Origin of the sequence: Sphingopyxis sp. GW247-27LB (genome assembly GCF_002277025.1) — a bacterium.
Taxonomy (GTDB): Bacteria; Pseudomonadota; Alphaproteobacteria; order Sphingomonadales; family Sphingomonadaceae; genus Sphingopyxis.
Genome location: NZ_NIWD01000015.1, coordinates 400,920 through 421,545, shown reverse-complemented (window position 1 = coordinate 421,545; position 20,626 = coordinate 400,920). Strand labels below are relative to the sequence as shown.

The 20,626-nt window shown below is 61.2% G+C and carries 22 protein-coding genes; 21 read left to right on the top strand and 1 reads right to left on the bottom strand.

Features of this window, described 5'->3' with window-relative positions:
- The first annotated feature begins 1 nt into the window (after nucleotide 1).
- The 6 genes from CD928_RS21160 (at nucleotide 2) to CD928_RS21140 (ending at nucleotide 6,840) form a co-directional block, all read left to right on the top strand.
- Entirely contained in the window at nucleotides 2–1,054 is a 1,053-nt protein-coding gene (locus CD928_RS21160) for a toprim domain-containing protein (protein WP_217983802.1), read from the top strand.
- 311 nt (nucleotides 1,055–1,365) lie between these two features.
- The gene (locus CD928_RS21155; RefSeq protein ID WP_095389056.1) at nucleotides 1,366–2,283 is read left to right on the top strand and encodes a DUF2493 domain-containing protein; all 918 of its coding nucleotides are present in this window, start codon (nucleotides 1,366–1,368) and stop codon (nucleotides 2,281–2,283) included.
- Nucleotides 2,284–2,546: 263 nt separating this feature from the next.
- Nucleotides 2,547–4,790, top strand: a complete 2,244-nt coding sequence (locus CD928_RS21150; RefSeq protein ID WP_176473661.1) for an AAA family ATPase — start codon at nucleotides 2,547–2,549, stop codon at nucleotides 4,788–4,790.
- Nucleotides 4,791–5,193: 403 nt separating this feature from the next.
- Nucleotides 5,194–5,358, top strand: a complete 165-nt coding sequence (locus CD928_RS23525) for a hypothetical protein (RefSeq protein WP_176473660.1) — start codon at nucleotides 5,194–5,196, stop codon at nucleotides 5,356–5,358.
- A 144-nt stretch (nucleotides 5,359–5,502) separates the two neighbouring features.
- Entirely contained in the window at nucleotides 5,503–5,907 is a 405-nt protein-coding gene (locus CD928_RS21145; RefSeq protein ID WP_095389054.1) for a hypothetical protein, read from the top strand.
- 612 nt (nucleotides 5,908–6,519) lie between these two features.
- Nucleotides 6,520–6,840: a DUF736 domain-containing protein gene (locus tag CD928_RS21140; RefSeq protein WP_095389053.1), complete on the top strand. Its 321-nt coding sequence runs from the start codon at nucleotides 6,520–6,522 to the stop codon at nucleotides 6,838–6,840.
- A gap of 49 nt (nucleotides 6,841–6,889) precedes the next feature.
- Here CD928_RS21140 and CD928_RS21135 read toward each other — a convergent pair whose 3' ends face one another.
- Entirely contained in the window at nucleotides 6,890–7,117 is a 228-nt protein-coding gene (locus CD928_RS21135) for a helix-turn-helix domain-containing protein (RefSeq protein WP_095389052.1), read from the bottom strand.
- Between the two features lie 216 nt (nucleotides 7,118–7,333).
- Between CD928_RS21135 and CD928_RS21130 the strand changes: the two genes are divergently transcribed.
- The 15 genes from CD928_RS21130 to CD928_RS21065 all read left to right on the top strand — a co-directional run bounded on the left by CD928_RS21130 (nucleotide 7,334) and on the right by CD928_RS21065 (nucleotide 20,603).
- Nucleotides 7,334–7,600, top strand: a complete 267-nt coding sequence (locus tag CD928_RS21130; protein WP_095389051.1) for a DUF2285 domain-containing protein — start codon at nucleotides 7,334–7,336, stop codon at nucleotides 7,598–7,600.
- Nucleotides 7,601–7,755: 155 nt separating this feature from the next.
- A complete protein-coding gene (locus tag CD928_RS23945) occupies nucleotides 7,756–8,085 on the top strand; it encodes a DUF6499 domain-containing protein (RefSeq protein ID WP_255247284.1) in 330 nt (109 codons plus the stop codon).
- Nucleotides 8,015–8,530, top strand: coding sequence for a DUF2285 domain-containing protein (locus CD928_RS24075; RefSeq protein WP_176473659.1), 516 nt, complete (start codon nucleotides 8,015–8,017; stop codon nucleotides 8,528–8,530). Before CD928_RS23945 ends, CD928_RS24075 begins: the two co-directional genes overlap by 71 nt.
- A gap of 129 nt (nucleotides 8,531–8,659) precedes the next feature.
- On the top strand, nucleotides 8,660–8,932 hold the full coding sequence (locus CD928_RS21120) for an AlpA family transcriptional regulator (RefSeq protein WP_095389049.1): 273 nt from the start codon (nucleotides 8,660–8,662) through the stop codon (nucleotides 8,930–8,932).
- 8 nt (nucleotides 8,933–8,940) lie between these two features.
- A complete protein-coding gene (locus CD928_RS21115) occupies nucleotides 8,941–9,819 on the top strand; it encodes a replication initiator protein A (protein ID WP_095389048.1) in 879 nt (292 codons plus the stop codon).
- Entirely contained in the window at nucleotides 9,816–10,505 is a 690-nt protein-coding gene (locus CD928_RS21110) for a DUF2840 domain-containing protein (RefSeq protein WP_369679316.1), read from the top strand. The genes CD928_RS21115 and CD928_RS21110 overlap by 4 nt, the downstream gene beginning before the upstream one ends.
- Entirely contained in the window at nucleotides 10,502–11,080 is a 579-nt protein-coding gene (locus tag CD928_RS21105) for a S26 family signal peptidase (protein ID WP_095389047.1), read from the top strand. Before CD928_RS21110 ends, CD928_RS21105 begins: the two co-directional genes overlap by 4 nt.
- 3 nt (nucleotides 11,081–11,083) lie before the next feature.
- Nucleotides 11,084–11,413: a DUF736 domain-containing protein gene (locus tag CD928_RS21100; RefSeq protein WP_095389046.1), complete on the top strand. Its 330-nt coding sequence runs from the start codon at nucleotides 11,084–11,086 to the stop codon at nucleotides 11,411–11,413.
- Nucleotides 11,414–11,416: 3 nt separating this feature from the next.
- Entirely contained in the window at nucleotides 11,417–12,118 is a 702-nt protein-coding gene (locus CD928_RS21095; protein ID WP_095389045.1) for a lytic transglycosylase domain-containing protein, read from the top strand.
- A gap of 259 nt (nucleotides 12,119–12,377) precedes the next feature.
- Entirely contained in the window at nucleotides 12,378–14,117 is a 1,740-nt protein-coding gene (locus tag CD928_RS21090; protein WP_095389044.1) for a DUF3363 domain-containing protein, read from the top strand.
- A 136-nt stretch (nucleotides 14,118–14,253) separates the two neighbouring features.
- Complete coding sequence (locus CD928_RS21085; RefSeq protein ID WP_095389043.1) at nucleotides 14,254–16,248, top strand: conjugal transfer protein TraG; 1,995 nt, start codon at nucleotides 14,254–14,256, stop codon at nucleotides 16,246–16,248.
- Complete coding sequence (locus CD928_RS21080) at nucleotides 16,245–16,664, top strand: CopG family transcriptional regulator (protein WP_095389042.1); 420 nt, start codon at nucleotides 16,245–16,247, stop codon at nucleotides 16,662–16,664. The genes CD928_RS21085 and CD928_RS21080 overlap by 4 nt, the downstream gene beginning before the upstream one ends.
- 103 nt (nucleotides 16,665–16,767) lie before the next feature.
- Nucleotides 16,768–16,959: a hypothetical protein gene (locus CD928_RS21075; protein ID WP_095389041.1), complete on the top strand. Its 192-nt coding sequence runs from the start codon at nucleotides 16,768–16,770 to the stop codon at nucleotides 16,957–16,959.
- A 52-nt stretch (nucleotides 16,960–17,011) separates the two neighbouring features.
- A complete protein-coding gene (locus tag CD928_RS21070) occupies nucleotides 17,012–19,885 on the top strand; it encodes a class I SAM-dependent DNA methyltransferase (RefSeq protein ID WP_095389040.1) in 2,874 nt (957 codons plus the stop codon).
- A gap of 163 nt (nucleotides 19,886–20,048) precedes the next feature.
- Nucleotides 20,049–20,603 (top strand): hypothetical protein, encoded by a 555-nt coding sequence (locus CD928_RS21065; RefSeq protein ID WP_217983801.1) that lies wholly within the window; start codon nucleotides 20,049–20,051, stop codon nucleotides 20,601–20,603.
- The last annotated feature ends 23 nt before the right edge of the window (nucleotides 20,604–20,626 follow it).

Here is a 20,626-nt window from a genome sequence, read left to right as displayed (position 1 = left end):
CATGAGCAGGATTTCCACCCGCGCGGCGGAACTGTCGGAGCGACTTGCGCAAAGCGCGCAGGCCGTTTGCCGTCACTACTTGCCCGCAGGCAGGCGCGAAGGCCGCTACTGGATGATCGGCGATGTCGCCGGAACGCCCGGACGCAGCCTTTATGTCCGCCTGTTCGAGACCGAACGCGGCGCTATCGGCAACTGGGTCGATGCCGCGACCGGCGAGCATGGCGATCTCGTCGATCTGATCCGGCTCAATCAGCGGCATGGGCGACTGTCCGAGACCATCGACGAAGCCGAACGCTTCCTCAGCCTGCCACCATCGGCATCGGACGATGAGCGCACTGCCGCAGCCTTCGCCAAGCCCGCACGAGCTGGGTCCACAACTGCTGCCAGACGCCTGTTCGCCGCCTCGAAGCCCCTGACCGGATCACTGGCGAGCGCCTATCTGCGATCACGTGGCATCACACGGGTCTCCGACCTGCCAGCCCTGCGCTTTCATCCGCGATGTTACTATCGGCCCAACGGCGATGACGTTCCCGGAACACCTGGTGCCTTTCCGGCGCTGATAGCAGCGGTGACCGATGACGACGGTGTGCAGACCGGCACGCATCGCACTTGGATTGATCCGTCAGGCGGCGTGAAGGCCAATGTCGCATCGCCGCGCCGGGCGATGGGCAACATTCTCGGCAACGCGGTCCGGTTCGGAACGGCGGATGACGTCCTGATCGCGGGCGAGGGCATCGAGACCATGCTGTCGTTGCGCGAAGTTCTGCCAACTATGCCGATGGCAGCCGCAACCTCATCGGCCCATCTCGCTGCCATCTTGTTCCCGCCAACACTCCAGCGTCTCTATGTCGCGCGCGACCGGGATGCGGCAGGCGACGCGGCGCTTGGCATTCTGACCGACCGGACACAGGCAGCAGGGATCGAAATTGTGTCGCTCATGCCTGACCTCGCCGACTTCAACGACGATCTCCGCCAGCACGGCGCATTGGCATTGAGCCAGCGGGTTCGCCGTCATCTGCACGAGCAGGATCGGACGCGCTTCTCCGTCGATTGAGGACGAGCCGATACGGGGTCGGAGGATCGAGCTGTGGAGGCGCGCATCATCCAGGGCCAGTGTTCCGGACAAGCCCTGCCTTTCGGGGAGGCGTCCGAGAGACCGGCTGCCGGGAGGCCGCAATGGCGGTCATGCGGCTATTTTCCGGCGGCGCGTAGACGCGCCTTTCCATCGCGAACCAAAATAGCCGCCCGTCCGCCATCCTCCGCTGCGCTTCGGCCACAAGGGTGCGCCCTCCCGTCAGCAGGTCAGAGGGACGCCCATGAAGGCCGGGCGAGGTGCCCGGTTCCAAGGCCCCAAGGACAAGCGCCATGACCATCATGCCCGATTCCGAACCCGAACACGAAGTCTCGCCCACCGCCCATCTCCTCGATGAAATCGCCCTCTACGGCTACCGTCCCTTCTCCGATGAAGCCGACCCGCGGCCACTCCCCGAAGAGCGCATCGCTGCTGGCGCCATCGCCGACATGTTCGACGCCCTGATCGCCACCATGATCGACACGAGGCTCGAACCCGACCTGGAAGACCTGTGCTGGTCGCTCGCCAACCTCTTCCACCGCGCCGAATTCCGCATCCAGCGCGAGCTTGATGACAATGAAGACGCCCAGAAGCGCAGCCAGCGCGAACAAGATGGCTCCGAGGTCAAATCGGTCGAGTTGGAACGGCTCATCCGCGAAGGCATCGGCCTGATCGAACGCCGCAACGCCATGGAGTTCATGCGCGAGGCCGCCGCCGACCAATTCGAAGCTCATTTCCGCAAAGCCTGGACACCGCGCACCGGATCACTGGTGAACCATCGCACCCTGACTGCCGCCATGATCGACAGCCGCGACTTCCTCGCCGCCAAGCGCCGTTCGGAGACAGAGCCCATGCTGCCTGCCGGCACCCGCATCGCGTTCACGTCCGGTCCCGCCTATCAGGATCACAACCGCATCTGGGCGGCTCTCGACAAGGTGCTCGCCAAATATCCCGACATGGTCCTGTTCCACGGCGGCAACCCAACCGGCGGCGAGTATATCGCAGCGCTCTGGGCACGGACGCGCAAGATCACCCATGTCGCGTTTCGGCCCGACTGGGAACGCTTCAAAAAGGCGGCTCCATTTCGGCGGAACGATCTGATGCTCGAAGCGCTGCCCAAAGCCGTGGTCTCCTGCCCAGGCAATGGCATCAACGCCAATCTGATCGACAAGGCTCGCAAGATGGGAATTTCAGTGTGGCCGATTGAATGACCGCTTCGCGGCGTCGATCACCAAGCCCTAAATCCGCCGCTCCCGTGAGGCGTTCGGCGCACCCTTCGTTTGTCGGCAGTGTTGGACAGACTGGCAAGTCCCCTTTGTGCCGCCAATCGGCCGGAGCTGCATTCGTTCACGATACTCAGATTTGCCTTGAGAACGACTACGGGTGCCTGATTGCCCCGCTTCGTTCTTTCCGCGATTACAAATTCACGATAGCTTCCCGCGACACAACAGAACGTTTTGCCACCGGGGGGCACATGATCGAATCTATCGTCGTCTGTAATGACGCCAGCTATAACGCTCAGCAGACATTGGCTGCCCTAAAGCAGCTTAACTTCATTTACGGTGCCAACGGCTCCGGCAAGACGACGATTTCGCGTATTATCGCAGAACCCGGCTCGTTTCCTCGCGCCTCGATTCAGTGGAAGGACGCGCGCCCCGTCGAGACGTTGGTCTATAATGTCGATTTTGTCCGGAAAACCTTTGTTACGCAGATGCGTGGCATCTTTACCCTTGGCGAGGAAAGCGCAGATATTCTCGAAAGGATTGAAGCCGCCAAGGTTCAGGTTTTCGACCACTGGTCCGCAATCGGCAATTTGCAAAACACGCTTGGTCAGGATGATAGCTCCGGGAAGCGGGGCGAGTTGAAAACGCTCCGCACAAACTTTGAAGAGCAGTGCTGGGGAGTGAAGCAGCGGCACGACGCGCATTTCAAAGGCGCGTTCGAAGGGCTGCGCGGCAACAAGGCCCGCTTTTGCGACCGCGTTCTTGCCGAGGCGGAAACCAACAACGCGGACGTGCATGACGTTGAAGCACTGAAGGCCCGTGCCGAAACGATCTATCAGGACGGGCTTGAACGGGTCGAGCCGTTGTACCGCCCGTCATTCGCGGATTTGCCAGTCCACGAGTCCCACGCGATCCTTTCCAAGAAGATCGTTGGGAAAGAGGACGTGGATATTGCCGCGCTGATCCGGCGGCTAGGCAACAGCGACTGGGTTAAGGCTGGCATGGTCTATCTTGACGATTCCGGCGAGCGATGCCCGTTTTGCCAGCAGCGCGTCGATGCCGATCTCACGGCGCGGCTGAACGAATATTTCGACGAAACCTATATCGCCGATATGGCGGCGTTGAACTCTCTTGCCGAAAATTACGCCACTGCATCCGCCGCCATTCTCTCCCGGCTGGAAGGCATACTCGCCCAAGGATCGAAGCATCTCGACCAGTCGGCAATGGAGGCGGAATTCGACCGCCTTAAGAGCCGGATCGACGCCAACCGCAACCTGATCGACGGCAAGCGGAAGGAACCCAGTTCCGTTGTCGTGCTGGAACCCACCGCCGAGATTGGCGAAGAAATCCTGCGCCTGATGGGGGAGGCTAATGCTGCCATTGCCGCCCACAACGAAATGGTTGCCAACCACGCCAGCGAAAAGTCCAAACTCACGAACGAGATTTGGAGACTGATCCTTGAGGAAGAAAAGGCACCCCTCAAATCGTTTCTAGATGCCAAGACGGCACTGGACCGAGCCATCGCCGGGTTGACTGAGGGCATTGCCAAGAAAACGGAAGTCCACCGTCAAGCCAAGATCGCATTGACCGATCTTGAGAAGAGCGTGACGAGCGTTCAGCCGACCGTGAACGACATCAATGCGATGCTGGAATCGTTCGGCTTCACGGGCTTCAAGCTCGCGACAGCGCCGGATCAAGACCACCTTTACGTCGTCGTTCGGGAGGACGGCACTGACGCCACCGCCACGCTAAGCGAGGGCGAAAAGAGCTTCATCACGTTTCTGTATTTTTTCAACCTGATCCGGGGAAGCCATGCGGCGAGCGGGATGACAACCAACCGGATCGTTGTATTCGACGACCCAGTTTCCAGCCTCGACAGCGATGTGCTGTTTATCGTCAGCGCCCTTATCAAGCGCGTTCTCGACGAGGCCAAAAACGGTCAGGGGCTGGTGAAGCAAGTGTTCGTCTTCACCCACAACATCTATTTCCACAAGGAGGTTACTTTCGACTCCAAGCGGAAAAAGAAATGTCAGCGCCATGAATCGTTCTGGATTGTCAGGAAGTCTGAAAATGCCTCATCCCTTGAGGCCTACGACCACAATCCGATCCGCACGTCTTATGAGCTATTGTGGAACGAGGTTCGGAACCCCGAGCGATCAAATATCACGATCCAGAATACGCTTCGTCGCATTCTGGAGAACTATTTCACGATCCTTGGCAACCGCGACAAGGACGACATCATCGACAGGTTCGACGGCAGGGACAAGCAGGTCTGCGCGTCGCTCTACGCTTGGGTAAACGACGGATCGCACAGCGCCTACGATGATTGCTATGTGTCGCCTAACGAGGGACAGGTGGAACGGTATCTCGCGGTTTTCAAACGTATCTTCGAGGAAACTGGGCACATCGCGCACTACAATATGATGCTTGGAGTTGAGGATGCACACGAAGCCGTCGTTGGAGATGTCGGCATCATTGCGGTTGCCGCCAACTAACCACCCAGTTGCCTATAACGGTGCAAACTCTGTCATTCAGGTTCACGAAAAACGAAGTGAACGGAACATCGGTTTTGACGAGCTTCTATTGGCCCCGTGAATGGCCACCACTCGGGCGGGAGTGGGCTTTTCGCGCCAATGGAAACGAACGGCGGCTTTGTACCCACTGTCACCTTGAACCAATCCGACCGGAATCGGCCAATTCCTGCCACGCAAAAACCACTCCACTCTCCAAGGCCAATCCGTTGGCCGCCTCAAAGCCTCCTTCAATCAACCCGTAAAGGGTCCGCTACGCTGCGCGTGCGGCCACTCGTCTACGCCTTCGTGGTGATTGCGGCTTTGCGCCGTCTGTCCGGGGCCTGTCGAGCGGGGATGGTCTCTGCTCCGAGACAGGAGCTCGAACATGTCACTCACCATCGCACAGCGCCACGCCTGGAGCCTCGCCCGCACCCTGATGGTTTGCGTCACCCTGTTCCACGCCGGTAACGGCTACGCCGCCGTCCCTACTTCCGAATTCGATGGAGATGCCGACAGCGTGGTTCACGAATATGACCCGTTCAATCCCTGAACGCGCCAAATCGCGTAGCACGCTATGGCTGGATGCCCATCGGGTATTCCAGCCGGTGCGCAATTCTGCTATGGATTTCATGCACATTGCGCTGCGGTGGAGGTGGAGAGCGCGTCCCTTGCCCTTGGCTTCAAGGAGGACGCCATGCTGATCGGCTTTGCCCTGATAATCGTTGCAGTGTTTCTGTGCTGCGCGCTGCTTTTCCGCCTTTCGATCTACGCCCTGCCGCTGTTCGTTGCGTTCCTGGCCGCATCGGCCACCTATCGGAGTGGCAGCGGTTTAATCGCCGCGCTCGCCGCCGCAGCCATTGCCACGATCTTTCTGCTCGCTGTTGCCCAGCTCGCACTGGCGTTCGCCAAGTCCGACCTGACGCGGGCAGCGATTGGCGTCGCCTTTGCCGCGCCCGCTGCGATCGCGGGCTATCACGCCGTCCACGGCATCGCTGCGGCGACCATGCCGCCAAGCGCATGGCAACTGATCGTGTCGCTGCTTGGCGCCGGGATTATTGCGGCTGCGTCGTGGACGCAATGGAACCGCGCCCGCCGGTAGATTCGTCAATTCGCAAAGCCCCGCCCGGCAGTGCCGGACGGGGCTGGCACAGTCAGTTCAGCCGTTACGAGGTAGGTGCCCGGATCACGTGGCAGTCTCTGCCTCTCTCGTCTTGGGTGGGGTTGGTCTGAGCAGTTGCAGGGTCGAAGCGAGGCCAAGAATCCGCAGCCAGTATGAGCTTGAGACGTGGCGGGCCGAATGCGGGGTTCTCGATCAAACCCGAGGCGGCGCATCGCCGTTGCCTATTTCTGGAGTTGCGGTGACGACCAGCAAGCGCACCGTGTGACGACACCTCCCTCATCGCAGCTCGGCCTTGGAAGTCCGGGAAGTGCCATGGCTCCCGGTCAAGCGTGACCCGAGCCCAATGCCGCCTCTTCAATGGCTTTGGTTGGCAGGGGATGGCTTCGCCGCTTGATCCCTTGCTGCAACGCCGTCTGCGCCGACTTTCTTCCCCTGGGCGTGCCGCCCATTCCTCGCGAGACAAGAAAGCCGCCTGGCCACCGTCCTCCACTCCGTTCCGGTCCTTCGGATGCAGCGGGCACAAGCCCCTGCCTTCAACCAGCCATCGAGGCCGCGATGGGCGCGGGTTCGACAAACTTGAAGGAAATCATCATGGCAAACATCGGAACTTTCACCAAGACCGGCAACGAATACAAGGGCGAGATCGTCACCATGTCGGTGCAGCAGAAGAACGTCCGCATCGTCCCCGAAGACAGCGACAACGAGAACGCGCCGTCGCACCGGGTCTTCGTCGGCCGCGCGGAAATCGGCGCCGCCTGGACCAAGCGCTCGAACGAAGGCCGCGACTATCTCTCGGTCAAGCTCGACGATCCCAGCTTCACCGCCCCGATCTTCGCCAACCTCTTCGACGACGAAGACGGCAAGAGCTACAACCTGATCTGGTCGCGCGCCCGCCGCACCAACGGCGACTGACCGGGAAGCCAGCCCCGCCCGGCACCTGCCGGGCGGGGCTTCGGCTTGTTCAAGCCTCGCTACCGGCGGGCGGATCGGCGAGAAGGTCGGCGGGCTTTACCTTAAGAGCCTGTGCTGTCTCATGGATCGACAGCAGCGTTGCGTTCTGTCCGCCGCGCTCAATCATGCTGACATATGCGCGGTCAACTCCCATGCGTTCGGCGACCGCTTCCTGGCTTAGGCCCGCAGCCACGCGGTAGTGACGCACATTGGCGCCGAACAACTTACGGATATCCATCCATAGCTTAGAAACCGGTCGCGTATCTCCGTGCTACGTATTATAATACGCGATCATCGTCGCCGCCGGTTCAGGGCTTGGTGCGGCGCATCACCTATGCCTGCGACGGGAGAGTGCTCCCCCCTTGGTCGGCCAACTGACTTACCCCAACCAAATTGGAGCAAAACATGTTATGAACCTGGCAAAATACAATGAGTCGCAATCGAGGTTCGTCTGATGACGACGCTTCCATATGAAACTGAGCCGCCGCAAGGCGATGCGTTGACCGTGTATGACGAGCGCCACCTCGTCACCTATTTGCGCCTTCTGGACGCAGATTCCGAGGGCGCGGACTGGCGCGAGGCCGTTCAGATCATCTTTGGCATCGAACCTGACGACGAGCCTGAGCGTGCGCGCGGCGTTCATGACAGTCACCTCGAACGCGCTCGCTGGATGACGACACACGGGTATCGCCATCTGCTTGAAAAAGCGCGAGGACAGTGATTCTGGAAAAGATAGTCCGGGTAATTTCGTAAGCGATTACTCCTTTTTACTACAGAATCTGGCACAGTTTCCCGCAGCTTTGGATACTTGCGGCTTATCCTTGACGAACAAAGACTTGAGACTTGGCCTTCTTGGCCGTGTTTTGTAGAGGTCTTATGACCGGTGGTTCGTCATGGCGGTCACCATCGACCGCAGATCAGTATCGACATCATGACTATGCGGACTTCGCGCAGGAGTTCCTGCAACGCAATACCGATTACCGCCAGGATTATGCTGAAACTGTAGCTCGTGTGGCAACGGAACCAAGGGGCGAACACGCAGAACAGGAGGGTCTGGCCGGGCGGTGGGGCCTCAGCTTTCCCCACTTTGCCTACCGCCGACCCGAGGGAAAACCCAGCGCTGTGGTCGCCGGACGTGGCACCGGACGTCGTTGTTCTCGATGTGCCCGACCCAGCGTATTCGGTTACGCTTCCGCCTGGCTGTGAGCCGATCGCGGACGCAACGAATGATGCCGAGCGCCATCTCGTGCTCGCGCAAGGCCCCACCCGGCTTCGCCTTTGCGTTCGCCATGCGCCGCATGTGGCATCACCTCGCTTCTCGATTGCCTGCGACGCCAGCTGCGCCTTGCGGCTTGCCGCTGCGACCCGCCTGGAGCGCGTGACAGGCGGTACTCGCCTTCGCCTTGATCACGCTGCAATACCGACCCGTTACCAGCGGATTCGCTTGGTCCAGTTCCTTGGCCTGCACGACGCACTGGAGGCCGGAGCTTCTGCGCGGGAGATCGCCTTCGGCCTCGTTTTGCCCAACCATCGTCCTCTTGCCAGTGCCATCTGGAAGGGATCAGGCGAACGCCGGCACGTGCTCCGGCTGATCGCCGACGCCCGGCGATTGGTCGAGGGTGGATACAGAAATCTCCTACGCCACTGCTGACCGATCCGCAGGGGTGACAATTCCGGCCCCTGCTATTCTGTCACTCCCACCCGCAATCCTGACTTCGCCATTGGTCTCCGCAACCAGCGGCACCCCGCCGCTGTGCCCGAACCCCAGCGGAGCCAGCCCATGGAAGCCAGACCCACCCCTGTAATAGCCCGTTTCCTGCGGACGCCCGATGCTGCCGTGCACGTCGGCCTGTCCGCCCGGACTCTTGAAAAACATCGCTGCTTCGGCACCGGACCGGTCTACCGCAAGCTCGGCGGTCGCATCGTCTATTCGATCACCGACCTCGACGCCTGGGCCGAGCAAGGCCTGCGTCGTTCAACCAGCGATCCCGGCAAGGGAGTAGTCCATCCTGCCAAGCGGATGGACGGCTATACCGGTCCCGTGCGCCGCTGAGCAGATCAATGCGCCGCACTTCCTCCTTTCCGGTTGAGGGCCATCAGCTTGACCTGTTCGTCAGCGCGGGCGGCGACATCGCCGCGCGTGACGCGCAGGACCTGATGGCCTGGCCCTTCTTCAGTCTCGCCAAGACCAAACGAGTGCGGCCCATCGATTTCCGGATGGGCGAGGTCTCGATCCTGGTCGAGGCGACCGCCGAACATGGCATGGCGACCATCTGGGACGCCGACGTCCTCATCTGGGTCGCGAGCCAGATCGTCGAGGCCCGCGACGCCGGTCGGCCGACCTCGCGGCTGATTGCTGCCACCCCGCACGAGATCCTTGCCTTTACCCGGCGTGGAACCGGGAAAGCGAGCTACGAGCGGCTGAAGGCCGGTCTCGACCGCCTCCAATCCACCACCATCGCGACCTCGATCCGCCAGCGCGACGCACGGCGGCGGCACCGTTTCTCCTGGATCAACGAGTGGAAGGAACGGCTCGACGGTGCAGGCCGCGCAACGGGTATCGAGATGATCATTCCCGACTGGTTCTACGAGGGCGTGATCGACCAGGCGCTCGTCCTGACGATCGACCCGGCCTATTTCGCGCTGACCGGTGGACTGGAGCGCTGGCTTTATCGCTTGGTGCGCAAACACGGTGGCAAGCAGAAGGGTGGCTGGAGCTTCGATTTCCAGCACCTCCACATGAAGTCTGGCGCGCTCTCGCCGATGAAGCGCTTCGCCTTCGATCTGCGCGCCATCGTTCGGCGGCAAGCGCTGCCTGGATACTCACTCACCCTCGAGCATGCGCTTGGCCGCGAACGGCTGAACTTCGTCGCAATGCCCATCGATCCATTCGATGCGGCCATGCGGCGCGTCGGGCTCAGCCCTGTGGATATGTCATGATCGGGCACGGACTATCAGGAACCGTCAGACTCGGACGATCAGGAACCGAAAGTTCGGACTATCGGGAACCGAAATGGCCCGCAAACCCGCAGAAACGCTGGCGTTGTGAACCCCTTAACATAGCTAACAAAGAATCCTTCGGATTCTTGCTAACGGAATCGGACCTGTGGACGAATGGCGCCGCACCACCGCGCAGGCCGCGCGACGCTTCACTCGGCGATGGCCCCCAACTGACTCACATCACGCTTGTCTGGCACGAAGGTCGGCGCGAGGACTGGCTCAAATTCGGCAAGCCGGTTGCAAACCGGATCGTCGATCGCAAGCAACGTATCGAAAGCTACGCAGCGGGTCAGGTGTTCGGTTTGGTTCGCTGGGCATCCAATGAATATGGCACGGTTCGCTCGACGCTCGACATCGTGCGCGCCGTCGAAACGAGCGAACCCAGAACCCTAGTGCCGCAGGTCGATCCGGGCGGAGACGTGCTTCTCAGTGTTCATGGCTGGCCGAAGGTCGCGCAGGTGTTCCGCCTGATCGATGCGATCGAGACGTCTGGCATCGACCCATGCGACGTCGCCCCCGATCATTGGCTGCACATCCACAACCGCCTTGCCGCGCGCGATGTGCCACGCGGCTATTCGCCCGCGCGCCATCGTGCCTGGCTCAAGCGCAAGGCGCTGTTGCCATGACGCGGCGCTGCTTCCTCGTCGCTGGCGTCGTCGGTGCCGCCACACTCGCGACGCTGACCGTGCCGGTCTCGCGTTATGCGGTGTGGAACGCGACAGCGAGCGTACCAACCGGGCTCTATGCCATCCGTGGCAGGGCGAGCCTGCACGTCGGCGAGCGCGTCGCCATCGAACCGCCGCCGCCATTGCGCCACTTGCTTGCGACACGCGGCTATCTCCCGACCGGCGTCCCGCTGCTCAAGCGCGTCGCCGCCGTCAGCGGCCAGCGCGTCTGCCGCTTCGGCCACGGTGTGACCATCGACGGCAAGTTCGTCGGCGCGGCGCGTGCCCGCGACCGCCTGGACCGATCGCTGCCCGCATGGTTCGGCTGCCGGACACTGCATTCCGGCGAGCTGTTCGTGATGAACCCGGCGGCGCCTGACAGCTTCGACGGCCGCTATTTCGGCATGCTGCGCCTGACCGATGTGATCGGCCGCGCGACGCCCGTCTGGACCGACGAAGCGGGAAATGGGGACCATGTCTGGCTCGCCGATCCCCGCTCTTCCGATCTTTCAACCACCACCAACCAAGGAGACTGACCCATGCATATCGGAACATTTGTTGCCGCCGATGGCGGCTTTGCCGGGCATCTGCACACGCTGACTCTCAACATCGACCTTGTACTGCTGCCCGCCGAAAGTCGCGAAAACGACAACGCCCCGGACTACCGCGTGATTGTGGGGTCGGAAGATGAGGCGCGTGAAGTTGGCGCGGGATGGAAGCATGTCGGCGAGAAGGCCGGTGACTATGTGGCGATCCAGATCGATGATCCCATGTTCACCCAACCGCTGCGCGCCAACCTCTTCCACGATGACAAGAACGGCCATGTGCTGGTCTGGTCGCGCCCGTCCCGGCGCGAAGCCACGAGCTGAGCCATGCGCCGGCTTGCACCTTTCGCTGCCATGCTCGCCGCTCTGAGCCTGTTCGGTAACGCTCCTGCCTTCGGGCAGGACGCTGCCGAACAGGCCCAGCCGCGCTTCATCGACATCGCTTCGCACGTCTCTGAGGCCTCGCTGCGATTCGGTCTGCCGGAGACTTGGATCTACGCCGTGATGCGCACCGAAAGTGCAGGCAGGATCGGCGCGGTTTCGTCTGCCGGTGCGATGGGACTGATGCAGCTCATGCCCGGAACCTGGGCGCGCCAGCGCACCCGGTTCGGGCTTGGCGCTGACCCGTTCGACCCGCGCGACAACATCATGGCTGGCACGTCCTACCTGCGTGAATTGTATGACAGCTACGGCACCTCCGGCTTCCTCGCTGCCTACAATGCAGGGCCGGGACGCTATGAAGATTGGCGAGATCGCGGTCGCCCGCTCCCCGCCGAGACCCGCGGCTACGTCGCCAGGATCGCACCGATGCTGCAATCGGCAAGCGCGCCGACTGTCGTCGCCAGCGCGTCGCCTGTGCAGCCAATCCGCATATCCTGGGCACAGAGCCAGCTTTTTGCCGTGCGCACCAATGCTGCCATCGACTCGACCTTCGTGGACATCGATGAAGCTTCGGCGGCTCCGCCCCTCGCTTCATCCCGTCCGCTTGGCGGCCTCTTCGCACCCGTTTCGGGAAGCCGTTCGCAGTGATCGCACCATTGCCCCTCTGGCGCGTCGTGGCGTGGATTGGCGGGGGGTGGAGGGGTTTAGGGACGGAAGGGAGGAAGGGAGAATTACGATGGCCAGATAAAAGCGTCGCCGTCGGTGTGGGTGCAGGTGATTGGAACAATGCGATAATTTCAGCCGTCGGTCGAACAGCCCTGCTGGCTCTCCCTTCGATTTCTACAATGTTTTCAACGCTTATTGAGCCGTCGGCCGCTGAGAGGCTCAAATTTGGGCTCATTTCGCGATGAGCGAAGACGATTTCCATATTCGGCCCGGCAAAGGGCGCAGCCGGGGCAGTGGGAGCGGTCGGCGAGCGCAGTCATTCGTCGGCCAGATCATCAGCTATTCGATGAAAGGTGGGCACCGGCTCGCACGATCACGCAATTCCGGGACGGGGCGCTCGGCACGTGGGCGCCGTGCTGGACTTGCCGCACGGTCCCGCCCCACCAACCGGCGCGTCGTGGTCAAGGCGCGCGTTATCCGGCATAAGGGCACCCGCTTTCGTGCCGCCCCGCTCGCCCGTCATGTCGCCTACCTCAAGCGCGATGGCGTCACCCGCGATGGCAAGGAGGCCGGCCTCTTCGATGAGGTATCCGATTCAGTCGACGGTGATGCCTTTGCCGGACGCTGCGAAGATGATCGCCACCACTTCCGCTTTATCGTTTCGCCCGAAGATGCAGCCGAACTAGAAGACATCCGGACTTTCACCCGCGAGCTGATGGACGACATGGTCCGTGACCTTGACACCCGGCTCGACTGGGTGGCGGTCGATCACTGGAACACCGACAACCCGCACGTCCATATCCTCGTCCGCGGCCGCGCCGAGGATGGCAAGGACATCGTCATCGACCGCGATTACATTCGGGCCGGGTTTCGTGCCCGCGCCGAGGAGCGGGTCACCGTCGAACTCGGGCCACGCAGCGAGCGCGAGATCGCCCGGTCGATTGCCCGCGAGGTCGATGCGGAACGCTGGACCAGTCTCGACCGCACGCTCCAACGCATGGCGGATGACAATGGCGGGGTAGTCGATCTCCGACCAAATCCATCGGGCTATGATCGCCCCAATCACAATTACCTGCTCGGTCGCTCCGCCAAACTCAAACGGCTGGGACTTGCCGAGCGCGTCGGCCCAGCCTGCTGGACATTGAAGCCGGGCCTCGAGGAAACGCTGCGCGACCTTTCCATCCGGGGCGACATCATCAAGACTATGCACCGCGCGATGGCTGCCGATGACCGTCACGCCGACACCGGGCGCTTTGCGCTGCATGACGACTTGGTTGCCGAACCGGTAATCGGGAGACTGGTCGAACGTGGGCTCCATGATGAGCTCACCGGCACTGCCTATGCGGTTGTCGCTGCGACCGATGGGCGAACCCATTACCTCCGGTTCGACGACATCGAGCAGACAAGCGACGCAAAGCCCGGTGCGATTGTCGAACTTGGCCAATGGCGCGACACGCGGGGCAACGATCACCAATCCTTGTCGGTCAGGTCCGACCTGTCGCTCGCCGGGCAGATCAAGGCACCCGGCGCGACATGGCTGGATCGACAGCTGGTCGCCCGTGAGCCTGAACAAACCGCTGGCGGCTTCGGGGCGGACGTGCGCGATGCGCTTGCCGCGCGCTCCGAGCATTTGGTATCCGAGGGTCTGGCGCGCCGACAAGGGCAGCGATTCATCTTCGCCAAAGACCTGCTCGAAGAATTGCGCACCCGCGAGTTGACCGATGCGACCAAGCACATCGCAGCACGGTCGGGGCTTGAACATGCCCCTGCTCAACCTGGCGAACATCTCGCCGGCATATACCGCGAGCGCGTCAACCTCTCCTCGGGCCGCTTTGCCATGATCGACAACGGGATGGGCTTCCAGCTCGTACCCTGGCGACCGAGCCTTGAACGCCATTTGGGTCAAGCTGTCAGCGGCACCCTCAACGCGCGCGGCGGAGTCGACTGGAGCTTCACCCGCAGCCGGACGCTGGGCCTGTAGGCTGTGCGCTGTCGCCGCACTGCATCTCGGCCTCTTCGCCAAACCTAGTCGTTTTTCGCCACGTTACGCTGTCGGGTCTGCCGGTCTTGCACCCGCCCGCAAACCAATGATTGGACTTGCGGACAAGGAGAAACCGATGGCTGCGACCAAGATCCTCTGGGGACAGATCCTCGCCGTGTTCCTGCTCGTGCTGACCGGCATCTGGAGCGCAACGCAGTGGACGGCATCAGCGCTTGGCTACCAGCCTGAGCTGGGCACGCCCTGGTTCGAGCTGCTGGGTTGGCCGGTCTATCGGCCCTATGACTTTTTCTGGTGGTGGTTCAGCTACGATGCCTATGCGCCGCACGTCTTCAATACCGGCGGAATGATCGCGGTCACCGGCGGCTTTGCCTCGATCATCGTCGCGATCGGCATGTCGGTCTGGCGCGCCCGCGAAATGAAGACGGCGGCCACCTATGGGACGGCACGCTGGGCGGACGGCCGAGAGATCAGGGCCGCAGGCCTGCTCGACGACAAGGGCGTCGTGCTCGGCCAGTTCAACAACCAGTATCTGCGCCATGACGGACCCGAGCATGTTCTGTGTTTCGCGCCCACCCGCAGCGGCAAGGGTGTCGGGCTTGTCATCCCGACCCTGCTGACCTGGCCAGGTTCGGCAATCGTCCACGATATCAAGGGCGAGAACTGGACGCTGACAGCTGGCTACCGCTCCAGTTTCAGCCGGGTGCTGCTGTTCGACCCGACCAACGCCGAGTCCGCTGCCTACAATCCGCTGCTCGAAGTGCGGCGCGGTGTCTGCGAAGTACGCGACGTCCAGAATGTCGCCGACGTGCTGGTCGATCCCGAAGGCAGCCTCGAAAAGCGCAATCATTGGGAAAAGACCAGCCATTCGCTGCTGGTCGGCGCGATCCTGCACGTTCTCTACGCCGGGCCTGACAAGACACTGGCAGGCGTCGCTGCCTTCCTGTCCGATCCCAAGCGCTCGTTCGAATCCACACTCGCGGCGATGATGATGACACCGCATCTGGGTGATGACGGCGTCCACCCCGTCGTCGCCAGCGCAGCACGCGAACTCCTCAACAAGTCCGAAAACGAACGCTCCGGCGTACTCTCGACCGCAATGTCGTTCCTTGGCCTCTATCGCGATCCAGTGGTTGCGCATGTGACGCGGCAGTGCGATTGGCGGATTGCCGACCTGGTCGATGCCAAGCGGCCTGCGACGCTTTACCTTGTCATCCCGCCATCAGACATCAGCCGCACCAAGCCGTTGATCCGGCTGCTGCTCAACCAGATCGGTCGCCGGCTGACCGAGGAACTGGCGCCCGACGCCAAGCGCCAGCGGGTGCTCATCATGCTCGATGAGTTTCCGGCGCTCGGGCGGCTCGACTTCTTCGAAAGCGCACTGGCGTTCATGGCTGGGTACGGGATGAAAGCCTTCCTCATCGCGCAGTCATTGAACCAGATCGAGCACGCCTACGGCCAGAACAACGCGATCCTCGACAACTGCCACGTTCGCGTCTGCTTTGCGACCAACGACGAGCGCACGGCCAAGCGCGTCTCGGAATCGCTGGGCACGGCAACTGAGCTGCGCGCCATGAAGAACTATGCCGGGCACCGGCTGTCGCCCTGGCTTGGCCATCTGATGATCTCCAAGTCGGAGACCGCCCGATCGCTGCTCACCCCGGGCGAGATCCAGGAGCTTCCTAAAACCGATGAGATCGTGATGATGGCAGGTGCTCATCCGATCCGAGCGAAGAAAGCGCAATACTTCCGCGACCGGCGACTTGCCGCCCGGGTTATGTCTCCACCCGAGGTCCGCGCCACCGCCAAGGAAGCAGGGGCGCGTCACGATTGGCAGGGGTTGGTGGCCAAGATGCCCGCACAAATAAAGCGCAGGGGAACGGGTAAGCATGAACCCGAGAGCGATCCCGAAAATGCTGGGATTCGCACCGAACCCGAACTGCCGATCCACGAGGACATCGCGCCACCGCCCAAACCGGTTGCCAAGGAGTTCGACTTTGATCGTGACGAGCAAACCGACGATGATGCCGTGCGGAACCGCCGCCTGCAGGACCGGATGCGCGGCAATGCACGGCGGGCGTCGCTCGATCCCGGCGACGGAATTGAGCTGTGAAGTCCGGCAACCGTATCAAACACACATTCCGCCTGCCGCCGGACATCTCCCGGCAACTCGCCGAATTTGCTATCCGCAAGCGTGCGACGCAGGCGTCGATTGTCGAGACCGCAATTGCGTCGTTCCTTTCGCCCGATGGCTCCGAACGCATGGAGGCGGCAGTCACTCGGCGCCTTGACCGGCTGACCAAGCAGAATGAGCGGCTGGAATTTCAGATCGAAGTGACGAATGAGGCCTTGGCGCTGTTTGTCAGGTTCTGGCTCACCGCCAACCCGCCGTTGCCGGAGTCCGCGATGGCGGCTGCGCAGGCCCAGGGTAAGGAACGCTATGAAGGGTTTGTCGAGGCGCTGGCACGAAAGCTGGAAACAGGCACCCGGCTCTTCAAGGAGGCTGCGCCGAAGGGACATAGGAGCTAATTCCAGATTTCTGGCTTTCCGGGTTGCAAGAAAGCCAGAAATCTGGGATTCTGGGAGAAAATCAAGGTCGGACTGGGCCGACCGCGAAGGTGAAGGGGGCTCGATGGCTAACAGACAAGCGGCTGCGCCCGCCAACGATGCAGGCACGGACTCCGGCAAAGGTACTTCCCTCAACTTCAAAGTCGATCCGGAGTTCAAGAAAGAATTCAAAGGGTTCGCCGTGGCCCAAGGGATAAGCATGACCGATCTTCTCCGGGAAGGTTACGCACTCTCGAAGAAGCAGCGGCAGAAATGATCATGCATGAGGGTCAGCCGAGGCACGCCGCACCAGCATTGTGGTGCCAGCTATGACATGGGAGGTAGCTGCTGCCACTCAGGGTACGGCCGATTGGCTGTTTTCAATCAGCGATGGTCGCGGTCTGCCCAGCCTTGATGGCTTGGTGGCAGTCGAAGATTATGATCGCAGCGGTCGACCGCCTGAAGAAGTCGCCATCATGGAGAAGGCGCAATCCTATGGCGCGCGAGCGGTATTCTTTGAAGCTGAGCGCCACGGGCGAGCGCCTGTGCCGCAGGCCTTCATCTACGATGCGAGCGATGATCTGGACGACAACAGCTTCGCAGAACTCCACAAGCGCCTCTGGAGCTGGGGCGGTGTTCCCCTCGTTTATCGCACCGTACCGGGGTGCATCCAGCTCTTCCGCTGCGCCCACGAGCCTGACTTCGCCGGGGCAGACGACGTACTGATCTGCAAGCCTATTCGAACGCTGCTGATTGGTGCCAAAATCGCCGCGCAGGACGTCTGGTGGGATGCTGCTCGCATCCAGAATGGAACAATCTGGGACGATCCCGGCGCCTGCAAGCTCATGCTCTCAGCCCAAAAGGCAGCGCATCGCACGCTTGTCGAAGAGGTGCGCGCGCTGGCCAAGCAGCTCACGGAACAAGAGCTTCTCACGCCGCGCCTTCGCCGACGCTTGCTGATCCTATCGTTGTTGATCGCCTATCTTGAAGAACGATCAGTTCTCTTGCCTGCAGATTTCGCAAGGGCCCGCGAAGGTGCTAGCCGTTTTTTCGAGGTCTTGGGCGACGGCGCAGCGCTGGTCAGCCTGCTCGAAGCGCTCGAAGAGCGTTTCAATGGCCACGTCTTCAAGTTGACAGACGAGGAACGCGCTGCCCTCGCGGTAAGCACCGAACTCACGAGCTACGCGCGTCTCGTCGAGGGCTATGAGGACAGCACGGGCCAGCTCAGCCTCTGGCGGCTTTATTCGTTCCGTGACCTGCCGGTCGAACTGATCAGCAATATTTACCAGCTTTTCGTGAAGGATGCTTCGAGTTCCATCTACACCCCACCCGCTCTTGTCCGGCTGATGCTGGAGGAGACGCTGAGCTGGGATCGGCTCGACAAGCTCATGGCTGGAGACGGTGTAATTCTCGATCCGGCCTGCGGGTCAGGCGTATTTTTGGTTGAAGCCTATAGGCGGCTCGTTCTGCATTGGCGTTGGCGGCATGACTGGGAACGGCCCGGCATCGACGAACTGCACCCGCTTCTCCAGCGCGTGCACGGCATCGATCTAGAGGACGGCGCTGTCGAGCTAGCTGCGTTCAGCTTGTGCCTCAGCCTCTGCGACGCGCTTCAACCTGAAGAAATCCGATCCAGCGTGAAGCTATTCCCACCGCTGGCCGACGTGACCCTGCACCATAGCTGTTTTTTCGACGCGAAGGCGAAAGGGTTGGTCAAAGCGCCGGTGGCGGCGATCGTCGGCAATCCGCCTTTTGAATCTTCTTTGGCGACGGATGGGTCGAAACGGAGCTATGCTGCCTACACGAAGGTGCATGGCGCGTTGGCAGACAAACAGCTCGCCTATCTTTTCCTGCACGATGCGATGGAGATGCTGGCGCCGAACGGCGTGCTGGCGATGGTCGAACCCTCGGGCTTTCTCTACAATCAGCACGCCCTCGCATTTCGCCGGACATTCTTCGCTCGCTGGAGAGTCCGGGAGGTTCTGGATTTCGTCTCTGTCCGCGGGCTGTTTAAGAAGGGCGAGGCTGACCCAAAGATTGTGGTGGTGATCGCCGAGGCTGAGAAGCCAGGCCCCAACAGCCGTCTGCTCCATGCGGTTTTTCGGCGTAATGGCCGTGCCACGGCGGAGCAAGGCTTCGACATTGACTATTACGACCTGCATTGGCTCAAAAACGAAGACGCCGAACGGTCACGAGACATTTGGCGTGCCAACCTACTCGGCGGCAGTCGTGTCCACGATCTGATCAAGCGGTTGCGCGGTTATCCGACGCTAAGGGACTTCGCGGCGGAACGGGGTTGGGACTTTGGGGAAGGATATATTGCCGGTCTCAAGGGCATTTCCCGACCGGCAGACCATCTCATTGGCAAGCCGCTGCTGCCGACGGAAGCGTTGTCCGAAGCTGGTATTGATGTTGAAGCGTTCGAAACCGTACCCAATCGACCGATTAAGGACACCAAGACAGCTGCGAGGTTCACGTCGCCATTTCTCTTGATCAAGGAAAATGAGGATCTTCATCACGCGATGTGGACTGGTCATTATCTGACCTACAAGCATCGCATTCTGGGCTTTGCAGCTGACCAAACTGACAAGGAACAGCTCGCGGCGATTGAGGCTTGGCTACGCCGAGAGCAAACCGTTCTCAGGGCATACGTCGCTGGCATCAGCGCTAGTCTGTTTGTCCAGCGAGCGACTGCGATATTGGGAGCTGACATTCTCGCCCTACCCTATCCGGAGGACGAGAATCTCGATCTCAGTCAAAACGAACGGATAATCGCTGAGGATATCGTCTCGTATCAACGTGAATTCATCCGGCTTGGGACTGCCGCTCCCGTGATGCAGGCGGCGCCCGCCGAAGCGCTCGACGGTTTTGACGAGGTTTTCACCAACCAGATCAATGCTATCTATTCGCGCAACCCGCTACGTACCCTTCAGTTCCAGCACTGGTCGGGCGCCATTTGCAAGGCCTATGCATTTGGTGACGGTGCCATCGACTGGTCAGGTGCCGACGAACTGCGCGATCGCCTTGATGCTCTTCTCCATGAGCGTCGCAGTTCCGGTCTGACGGTCACGCGCATCACCAGAATTTACGACAAGGGCTTCGTGTTCTTGCTGAAGCCTGACCGCCATCGGTTCTGGACACGATCGATCGCGTTGCGCGATGCGGATGACGTCCTCGCAGATCTTCGCGCACAGGGTTTCTAGCGTGCTCGCGGATGACGGCGATGGCCGAGCTCAAACGGGATCGCTTGATAGCGGAGTTCACCTTCCTGACGAATGGCTCTCGTCGCTTGTAGACTTCATCGGCAGCGTTCTCCCTGGTTGGCGGAACGATCCGGCCAGGCCTGCGCAGACTGGGGAAGTAGGATTGACCGCCCAGCTTTGTTCGCGCCTAACAAGTGCAAGCCGCCACGCTCCCGGCTGGGATTTTCTGCAATTCAGGCGAGAAGAACCGGATGAAACCGATGCTCGGCGTTCGATCGACCTTGTGGTAGCGCCAAGCGGATCAGTCATCTGGATCAACGGCCGTCAGTATACTGAATACCAAGCACTCCTCCCCATCGAATGCAAGCGGCTGCCGACGCCGATCGGAACTGGCCGTGACGAGCGAGAGTATCTCTACAGCCGCTTCAGCACGACGGGCGGCATCCAGCGATTCAAGGCGGGGCATCATGCCGCGAACCAAATTCGGGCCGCCATGATCGGCTATGTGCAGGCACGAAACATCGCTGCATGGGCCGTTCAAATCGACGAATGGATTGACGGGTTGGAAAGAGATGCCGTCGAAGGCTGGTCAGCCGCTGACAAGCTCAACATCGTGGAGCACAATACGGTCGCGAGAATTGCGTCATTGCAATCCAATCACGCACGGTTGGCCGGCCAAAACAGCATCCGGATCGACCATCTCTGGATCGAAATGTGAGCATTGAGTTCGCACCTAGCCAA

Excerpts from the sequence above, each read along its gene's own strand:
- CD928_RS21075 (WP_095389041.1), top strand. The coding sequence starts at position 16,768 with ATGGCTAACAGACAAGCGGCTGCGCCCGCCAACGATGCAGGCACGGAC.
- CD928_RS21110 (WP_369679316.1), top strand. The coding sequence starts at position 9,816 with ATGATCGGGCACGGACTATCAGGAACCGTCAGACTCGGACGATCAGGA.
- CD928_RS21070 (WP_095389040.1), top strand. The coding sequence starts at position 17,012 with ATGACATGGGAGGTAGCTGCTGCCACTCAGGGTACGGCCGATTGGCTG.
- CD928_RS21100 (WP_095389046.1), top strand. The coding sequence starts at position 11,084 with ATGCATATCGGAACATTTGTTGCCGCCGATGGCGGCTTTGCCGGGCAT.
- CD928_RS21120 (WP_095389049.1), top strand. The coding sequence starts at position 8,660 with ATGGAAGCCAGACCCACCCCTGTAATAGCCCGTTTCCTGCGGACGCCC.
- CD928_RS21160 (WP_217983802.1), top strand. The coding sequence starts at position 2 with ATGAGCAGGATTTCCACCCGCGCGGCGGAACTGTCGGAGCGACTTGCG.
- CD928_RS21150 (WP_176473661.1), top strand. The coding sequence starts at position 2,547 with ATGATCGAATCTATCGTCGTCTGTAATGACGCCAGCTATAACGCTCAG.
- CD928_RS23525 (WP_176473660.1), top strand. The coding sequence starts at position 5,194 with ATGTCACTCACCATCGCACAGCGCCACGCCTGGAGCCTCGCCCGCACC.
- CD928_RS21145 (WP_095389054.1), top strand. The coding sequence starts at position 5,503 with ATGCTGATCGGCTTTGCCCTGATAATCGTTGCAGTGTTTCTGTGCTGC.
- CD928_RS21140 (WP_095389053.1), top strand. The coding sequence starts at position 6,520 with ATGGCAAACATCGGAACTTTCACCAAGACCGGCAACGAATACAAGGGC.
- CD928_RS21130 (WP_095389051.1), top strand. The coding sequence starts at position 7,334 with ATGACGACGCTTCCATATGAAACTGAGCCGCCGCAAGGCGATGCGTTG.
- CD928_RS21155 (WP_095389056.1), top strand. The coding sequence starts at position 1,366 with ATGACCATCATGCCCGATTCCGAACCCGAACACGAAGTCTCGCCCACC.
- CD928_RS21085 (WP_095389043.1), top strand. The coding sequence starts at position 14,254 with ATGGCTGCGACCAAGATCCTCTGGGGACAGATCCTCGCCGTGTTCCTG.
- CD928_RS21135 (WP_095389052.1), bottom strand. The coding sequence starts at position 7,117 with ATGGATATCCGTAAGTTGTTCGGCGCCAATGTGCGTCACTACCGCGTG.
- CD928_RS21095 (WP_095389045.1), top strand. The coding sequence starts at position 11,417 with ATGCGCCGGCTTGCACCTTTCGCTGCCATGCTCGCCGCTCTGAGCCTG.
- CD928_RS21090 (WP_095389044.1), top strand. The coding sequence starts at position 12,378 with ATGAGCGAAGACGATTTCCATATTCGGCCCGGCAAAGGGCGCAGCCGG.
- CD928_RS21115 (WP_095389048.1), top strand. The coding sequence starts at position 8,941 with ATGCGCCGCACTTCCTCCTTTCCGGTTGAGGGCCATCAGCTTGACCTG.
- CD928_RS21105 (WP_095389047.1), top strand. The coding sequence starts at position 10,502 with ATGACGCGGCGCTGCTTCCTCGTCGCTGGCGTCGTCGGTGCCGCCACA.
- CD928_RS23945 (WP_255247284.1), top strand. The coding sequence starts at position 7,756 with ATGACCGGTGGTTCGTCATGGCGGTCACCATCGACCGCAGATCAGTAT.